The sequence below is a fragment of the Kitasatospora sp. NPDC057518 genome (genome assembly GCF_042802075.1).
Taxonomy (GTDB): domain Bacteria; phylum Actinomycetota; class Actinomycetes; order Streptomycetales; family Streptomycetaceae; genus Kitasatospora.
This window is the reverse complement of record NZ_JBHVEU010000476.1, coordinates 1-6,650: the sequence shown is the minus strand read 5'-3', so window position 1 is coordinate 6,650 and position 6,650 is coordinate 1. Positions and strand designations below refer to the sequence as shown.

Genomic DNA, 6,650 nt, shown 5'->3' with positions numbered 1-6,650 from the left:
ATGTGTATAAGAGACAGGCCCCGGACCGTCGAGACCGTCCGGGGCCGCCCGAGCCGCCCGGGGCTGTCAAGGCCGTCCGGCTGGCGGAGTCCCGCCAGGGGGACGAACCGCCGAAACCGGGCAACGGGCGGCAACCGAACCATCCGTACCGGCACTGGCGGTTCTTGGCCAATCCCGGTAGGCGCCCTGTCCATCCCTGCCAACGATTGTCATGCTTCTGACCAAGTCCCGTCCGACCATCCGCCGCCCCACCCGTTTCCGGCGGATCGTCAGGTACCGCACGGGACCGGCACGTCCGCGCCCTACCGCCCCCAAGGTGCCAACCCCGGCGCCCCGGTACGCGGCGCACCCGCACGCACCCGCGGGTCTCGTGGAAGGAACCCCCGTACGTGAAGCGAAAGCTGACTGTCGGAGCCGTACTCTCCGCCACCGCACTGCTGGCCGGCGTCATCCAGATCGCCGCCGTCCCCGCCCAGGCCGCCGCCCCCTCGCCGGCCCAGCAGCAGTCCGCGCTGCTCGCGCTGGCCTCCGGGCAGAGCGCCCCGGTCGCCCAGGCCCTCGCCCTCGGCGGCCAGGAGAAGCTGGTGCCCAAGGACGTGGTGGTGGACAAGGACGGCACCCGCCACCTGCGGTACGACCGGACCTACGCGGGCCTGCCGGTGCTCGGCGGCGACCTGGTCGTCCACCAGAAGGCCGACGGCTCGGTGAAGTCCGTCGACCGGGCCTTCGCCGGACAGCTGTCCGTGCCCAGCCTGACCCCGGGCCTCGCCGCGCCCCAGGCCGCCGAGAAGGCCACCGCCGCCGTGCGGGCCACGGTCGGCGCCGCCGACCAGGAGGAGGCCGCGCTCAGCCGGGTCGACGGCGCCGGCGCGCCCGAGCTGGTCGTCTGGGCCGCCGACGGCACCCCGCGACTGGCCCACCGCACCACGGTCGAGGGCCAGCGCGCGGACGGCACCCCGAGCCGCCAGGTGGTCGTCACCGACGCCGCCACCGGCCAGGTGCTCTCCACCGACGAGCAGGTGAAGACCGCCACCGGCACCGGCAAGGGCGTCAACGTCGGCAGCGTCTCGCTCACCACCACCCAGAGCGGCAGCTCCTACCAGCTGAAGGACGCCTCCCGGGGCAACCAGTCCACCACCGACCTCAAGGGCGGCACCTCGGGCAGCGGCACGCTCGTCGCCAACACCACCAACAGCTTCGGCAACGGCCTGGCCTCCAATCGCGAATCCGCGGCCGTGGACGCCCAGTTCGGCGCGGCGGCCACCTGGGACTACTACAAGAACACCTTCGGCCGCAACGGCATCAAGAACAACGGCGTCGGCGCGGCGAGCCGGGTCCACTACAGCACCAACTACGTCAACGCGTTCTGGGACGACTCCTGCTTCTGCATGACGTACGGCGACGGCTCCGGCAACACCCACCCGCTGACCGCGATCGACGTGTCCGGCCACGAGATGAGCCACGGCGTCACCTCCGCCACCGCGAACCTCAACTACTCCGGTGAGTCCGGCGGCCTCAACGAGGCCACCTCGGACATCTTCGGCACCATGGTCGAGTGGTCCGCCAACCTCGCGGTCGACCCGGGCGACTACCTGATCGGCGAGAAGCTCAACATCAACGGCAACGGCACGCCGCTGCGCTACATGGACAAGCCCTCCAAGGACGGCGCCTCGGCCGACTACTGGTCCTCCACGGTCGGCAACAAGGACGTCCACTACTCCTCGGGCGTCGCCAACCACTTCTTCTACCTGCTCGCCGAGGGCAGCGGGGCGAAGGTCATCAACGGGGTCAGCTACAACAGCCCGACCTCCAACGGCTCGACGGTGACCGGCATCGGCCGGACCAAGGCGGCGGCGATCTGGTACCGCGCGCTGACCGTCTACATGACCTCCACCACCAACTACAAGGCCGCCCGCACCGCGACCCTGAAGGCCGCCACCGACCTGTACGGCGCCTCCAGCACCGAGTACAACGCGGTCGCGGCGGCCTGGAGCGGCGTCAACGTCAGCTGACCCGCGCCACCCCCGGTAGGAACCGGTAGCAACCGGTAGGAAATCGAGCCACCCCCGGTAAGAAACGGCGACAGGCTGCCGCGGCCCTTTGGGAGAGGAGGCCGTGGCAGCCTGTCGACCGTCCACGAGGAGGCCGGAGCCCGAGCGGGGGCCCGGGCGGCCGGCTCAGGCGGTGGCGGGCTTCAGCTCGCCCCGCTCCTCCTTGGCCAGCATCCGCTCGGCGAAGAAGCCGCCGGTGGGCAGCACCGCGAGCACGAACATCAGGACGCCGCGCTTGGCGTCCCACTTCTGCGCCTGCCAGGCCTGGATCCAGAAGACCACGTACAGGATGAACAGGACGCCGTGCACCATGCCCATCACCGGGACGGCGTCGAACGAGGTCGTCCGCTTCAGCACCGAGCAGATCAGCAGCAGGATGAAGGAGACCCCTTCGGGGCCGGAGACCAGGCGCAGGCGGTGGACGGCGCTGCTGTTCACGATGGATACCTCGATATGGGGGGTCGGCGGCGCGGGCTCGCTTGTGAAGCGACTCACAAGCATTCCGGCCCATTATCGCCGAGCCCACGGACGGGACCCCGGCCGGGGGTGGCCACCGTGCCCCATCTCACAGCGGCCGGCCCAGCGCCTCCCCGGAGCCCGTCCGGCGCCCGCCCGCCCTGTCACAGCTCTGTGCCGGAACGCCACCGAGCGCGACCGCCCGTCACCGGGAACCCCTATCCTGCTGCCCGCGCGCCCACCGATCCGGGCGCCGAGGCATCGCACACGGGGGGTACTCACCACATGTTCAAGCGCGACTGGGACCGCAGGACCTGCGCCAAGCGCGGCCACACCACCTACGCGCCGACGGAGCCGGAGCTGGCCTCCCGGCTGCACGCGTCGACCGCCCTCGGCGACGCCTGGCGCTGCCTGCGCTGCGGCGACTTCGCGCTGGGCGCCCCGCACGGCTCCGGCCCGGCCGACGAAGCGCCGCTGGTGCCGCGCGGCAAGGCGCTGCGGGACCTGTTCATCCTGCGCTTCCTGGCCGTCGAGCGGGTGCTGCGCGGACTGCTGATCATCGTGGTCGCCTGGGCCGTGTGGAAGTTCTCCAACAGCCAGGACGCGGTGCACCGGGTCTTCGACGAGAACCTCACGGTGTTCCGGCCGGTCACCGACCACTTCCACTGGGACCTCGAACACGCCCCGATCATCGAGACCATCCGCAAGACCTTCGACTTCAAGAAGAGCACCCTGCTGATCGTCGCGGGCGCGCTGATCGCCTACGCGGTGATCGAGATCGTCGAGGCGGTCGGCCTCTGGCTGAACAAGCGCTGGGCCGAGTACCTGACGGTGGTCGCCACCGCGGCCTTCCTGCCGCTGGAGGGCTACGAGCTGAGCCACCACGTCAGCGCCCTGAAAATCTGCACCCTGGTGCTGAACATCGCGGCGGTGCTCTGGATCATGCTCTCCAAGCGCCTGTTCGGGCTGCGCGGCGGCGTGGTGGCCTTCGAGGCGGAGCGCCACTCGGCCTCGCTGCTGGAGGTCGAGCAGGCGGCCGGCACCGTTCCGAGCCCCGGACAGGGGGCGCACGCCCGGGCCTGACCGGGGCGCGTGCGCCGGGCGTGACCGGCGCGTTTGTCCCAGACCGGTACCAGTCGGCCCACGCACCCTCCCCGCGCCACGGCCGCAGCGGCTAGATTGCGGCCGTGGCACAGTTCAGACTCCAGGGATCGCGCGTGCTCGCCGTCGACTTGGGCGGCGACGCCGTCAAGGCGCGACACGGCTCGATGGTCGCCTACACCGGGCAGATGGCCTTCAAGAAGTTGACCGGCGGCGGGGACGGCCTGCGCGGCATGGTCACCCGCCGGCTGACCGGCGAGAAGATGACGGTCATGGAAGTGAAGGGGCAGGGCACCTGCTACTTCGCCGACAAGGCCACCGAGATCAGCCTGGTGCGGCTGAACGGCGAGACGCTGTACGTCGAGTCGGACAACCTCCTCTGCACCGAGTCCGCCCTGCACACCGGCACCAGCTTCACCGGGCTGAACGGCATGTCCTCGGGCAACGGCCTGTTCACCACCAAGGTGGAGGGCCACGGCTGGGCGGCCGTCACCTCCAACGGCCCGGCCGTCATCCTGCGGGTCGACAAGAGCATGCCGCTGCGGGTGGACCCGGGCGCGTACGTGGCGCACACCGGCACCCTGCAGCGCAGCCTGAAGTCGGGCGCGGGCTGGACCACGATCATCGGCGAGGGCGGCGGCGAGGCCGTCCAGATCGAGTTCACCGGCGAGGGCCTGGTGTACGTCCAGCCCTCCGAGAAGGCCACCATCGGGGGCGACGTCTGATGGGCTTCACGAAGATCAACGGGAAGATGGTCGAGGCCCAGGTGGTGCCCGGGCAGCGGCTGTTCAGCCAGCGCGGCGCGATGCTCGCGTACAGCGGCGACGTCCGCTTCACGCCGAACATCACCGGCGGGCAGGGCGGCGTGATGTCGATGATCGGCCGCCGGGTGGCCAACGAGGACACCCCGCTGATGACCGTCGAGGGCCAGGGCCGGGTGATGTTCGGCCACGGCGGCCACCACGTCCACGTGATCGACCTGTTCGGCGACACCCTGTACGTCGAGGCGGACCGGCTGCTCGCCTTCGAGGGCACGCTGCGCCAGTCCACCATGTTCATGGGCTCGCAGGGCGGGGTGATGGGCATGGTCCGCGGCCAGGTCACCGGGCAGGGCCTGTTCACCACCAAGCTGGAGGGCCAGGGCTCGGTCGCGGTGATGGCCCACGGCGGCGTCTTCGAGCTGCCGATCACCCCCGGCCAGTCGGTCCACGTCGACCCCCAGGCGTACGTGGCGCACCGCGGCGACGTGCGCAACAAGCTCTCCACGGCGCTGGGTTGGCGCGACATGATCGGCCGCGGCTCGGGCGAGGCGTTCCAGCTGGAACTGTCCGGGCAGGGCGCGGTGTACGTCCAGGCGAGCGAGGAGAAGCTCTGATGTCCCACCCGCCGCAGCCCCCGTACGGTTCGCCGCACAACCAGCCGACCCAGCCCGGCTTCGCGCCCCCGCCGCCCCCGCCGGGGTACGGCCCGCAGCCGGGCTACCCGCAGCCCGGCGGGTACCCGCCGCCCCCGCCGCAGGGCTACCCGCCGCCCCCGCCCGGCCACCAGCCCCAGCAGCAGTACCAGCAGCCGCCCCAGCAGCCGTACGGCCAGCAACAGCCGTACGCCCAGGAGCAGTTCGGAGGCCCGTTGGCCCCGCTGCCGACCGGCCACGGCGGCACCGGGCCGGTGGTGTGGGACGCCCACAGCCTGCCGGCCGGCGACAACGTCAACCCGTACGCCTTCTCGGTCGACCTGAACGGCTCCTACTTCCTCCAGAAGGGCAAGATGGTCGCCTACTACGGCGACATCACCTTCAAGGGCGTCGGCGCCGGGGCGGTCGACCGGGTGCTCGGCCAGCACTTCAACTCGCCGATGCACGCGGCGGACTGGGTGGTCGCCGAGGGCCGCGGCAAACTGCTGCTGGCCGACCGGGCGTTCGACCTCAACTCGTACGACCTGGACGAGGGCAACCTGACCGTCCGCTCCGGCAACCTGCTGGCCTTCGACCCGACGCTGCGGCTCAAGCAGTCGATCATCCCGGGCTTCCTGACCCTGATCGGCACCGGCCGCTTCGTCGCCGCCTCCAACGGCCCGGTGCACTTCGTCGAGCCGCCGCTCCGGGTGGACCCGCAGGCGCTGGTCGGCTGGGCGGACTGCCCGGCGCCGTGCCACCACTACGACCACGACTACATGCACGGGCTGATCGGCGGCCTGCGCCGGCTGACCGGCATCGGCGGGGCCTCCGGCGAGGAGCACCAGTTCGAGTTCATCGGCGCCGGCCAGGTGCTGCTGCAGTCGAGCGAGAAGCTGATGGCGGAGCGGTCGGTCGGAGCGGTCGACGCCGAGGCGGGCGTCCCGGTGGGCGGCGTGCCGTCCCAGCCGGGCACGGCCGGGCACGGCGGCGGCAACCCCAACATCCCCGGGCTCGGTAACCTGGGCGACCTCGGACGACGTTTCGGTCTGTAAACTTGTACAAGATTGAACTAAATCGGCTATGCTAGAGGGCATGGATACGCACACGATCGAGACCGCGGACACCCCTCCGTCGCAGCCCGAGGAGGAGACTCCCTGGCTGACCGCCAGGGAGCAGCGGATGTGGCGCGCCCATCTGGAGGTCGCCAAGCTGCTGGACTACCAGCTCAGCCGCGAACTCCAGCCGCACAACCTCGCGATCAACGACTACGAGATCCTGGTCGTGCTCTCCGAGGCCCCGGACCGCCGGATGCGGATGACCGACCTCGCGACCGCCACCCTCCAGTCGAAGAGCCGCCTCTCCCACCAGATCACCCGGATGGAGAACGCCGGCCTGGTGCTGCGCCAGGAGTGCCCCGGCGACCGCCGCGGCCTCTACGCCCACCTCACCGAACACGGGTGGGAGACCATGCAGCGGGTCGCCCCCGACCACGTGCGCAGCGTCCGGGCCCACTTCATCGACCGCTTCACCCCGGAGCAGCTCGACGACATGTACCAGGCCCTCGCCCCCGTCGCCGAACACCTCCGCGGCCTGCGCGGCAAGCCGTAGCACCCCACGCACCACTCCGCCCCGCCGCGATCCGATCG

Annotated in this window: 7 protein-coding genes; 6 read left to right on the top strand and 1 reads right to left on the bottom strand. The window is 71.1% G+C overall.

Annotated elements, in window-relative coordinates; all coding sequences use genetic code 11:
* The first annotated feature begins 389 nt into the window (after positions 1 to 389).
* The gene (locus ACFU7Z_RS33630; protein WP_380781705.1) at positions 390 to 2,012 is read left to right on the top strand and encodes a M4 family metallopeptidase; all 1,623 of its coding nucleotides are present in this window, start codon (positions 390 to 392) and stop codon (positions 2,010 to 2,012) included.
* Between the two features lie 165 nt (positions 2,013 to 2,177).
* Here ACFU7Z_RS33630 and ACFU7Z_RS33625 read toward each other — a convergent pair whose 3' ends face one another.
* Positions 2,178 to 2,552, bottom strand: coding sequence for a DUF3817 domain-containing protein (locus ACFU7Z_RS33625; RefSeq protein ID WP_049651454.1), 375 nt, complete (start codon positions 2,550 to 2,552; stop codon positions 2,178 to 2,180).
* 240 nt (positions 2,553 to 2,792) lie between these two features.
* Between ACFU7Z_RS33625 and ACFU7Z_RS33620 the strand changes: the two genes are divergently transcribed.
* From ACFU7Z_RS33620 to ACFU7Z_RS33600, 5 genes are all read left to right on the top strand, one after another.
* Positions 2,793 to 3,590, top strand: a complete 798-nt coding sequence (locus tag ACFU7Z_RS33620) for a DUF2127 domain-containing protein (protein WP_380781703.1) — start codon at positions 2,793 to 2,795, stop codon at positions 3,588 to 3,590.
* Positions 3,591 to 3,694: 104 nt separating this feature from the next.
* Entirely contained in the window at positions 3,695 to 4,333 is a 639-nt protein-coding gene (locus tag ACFU7Z_RS33615; RefSeq protein WP_074001459.1) for an AIM24 family protein, read from the top strand.
* Positions 4,333 to 4,983: an AIM24 family protein gene (locus tag ACFU7Z_RS33610; protein WP_049651451.1), complete on the top strand. Its 651-nt coding sequence runs from the start codon at positions 4,333 to 4,335 to the stop codon at positions 4,981 to 4,983. Before ACFU7Z_RS33615 ends, ACFU7Z_RS33610 begins: the two co-directional genes overlap by 1 nt.
* A gap of 263 nt (positions 4,984 to 5,246) precedes the next feature.
* Complete coding sequence (locus tag ACFU7Z_RS33605; RefSeq protein ID WP_074001575.1) at positions 5,247 to 6,056, top strand: AIM24 family protein; 810 nt, start codon at positions 5,247 to 5,249, stop codon at positions 6,054 to 6,056.
* Positions 6,057 to 6,096: 40 nt separating this feature from the next.
* Complete coding sequence (locus ACFU7Z_RS33600; protein WP_049651450.1) at positions 6,097 to 6,612, top strand: MarR family winged helix-turn-helix transcriptional regulator; 516 nt, start codon at positions 6,097 to 6,099, stop codon at positions 6,610 to 6,612.
* Positions 6,613 to 6,650: the final 38 nt, after the last annotated feature.

Excerpts from the sequence above, each read along its gene's own strand:
- ACFU7Z_RS33600 (WP_049651450.1), top strand. The coding sequence starts at position 6,097 with ATGGATACGCACACGATCGAGACCGCGGACACCCCTCCGTCGCAGCCC.
- ACFU7Z_RS33610 (WP_049651451.1), top strand. The coding sequence starts at position 4,333 with ATGGGCTTCACGAAGATCAACGGGAAGATGGTCGAGGCCCAGGTGGTG.
- ACFU7Z_RS33625 (WP_049651454.1), bottom strand. The coding sequence starts at position 2,552 with ATGCTTGTGAGTCGCTTCACAAGCGAGCCCGCGCCGCCGACCCCCCAT.
- ACFU7Z_RS33620 (WP_380781703.1), top strand. The coding sequence starts at position 2,793 with ATGTTCAAGCGCGACTGGGACCGCAGGACCTGCGCCAAGCGCGGCCAC.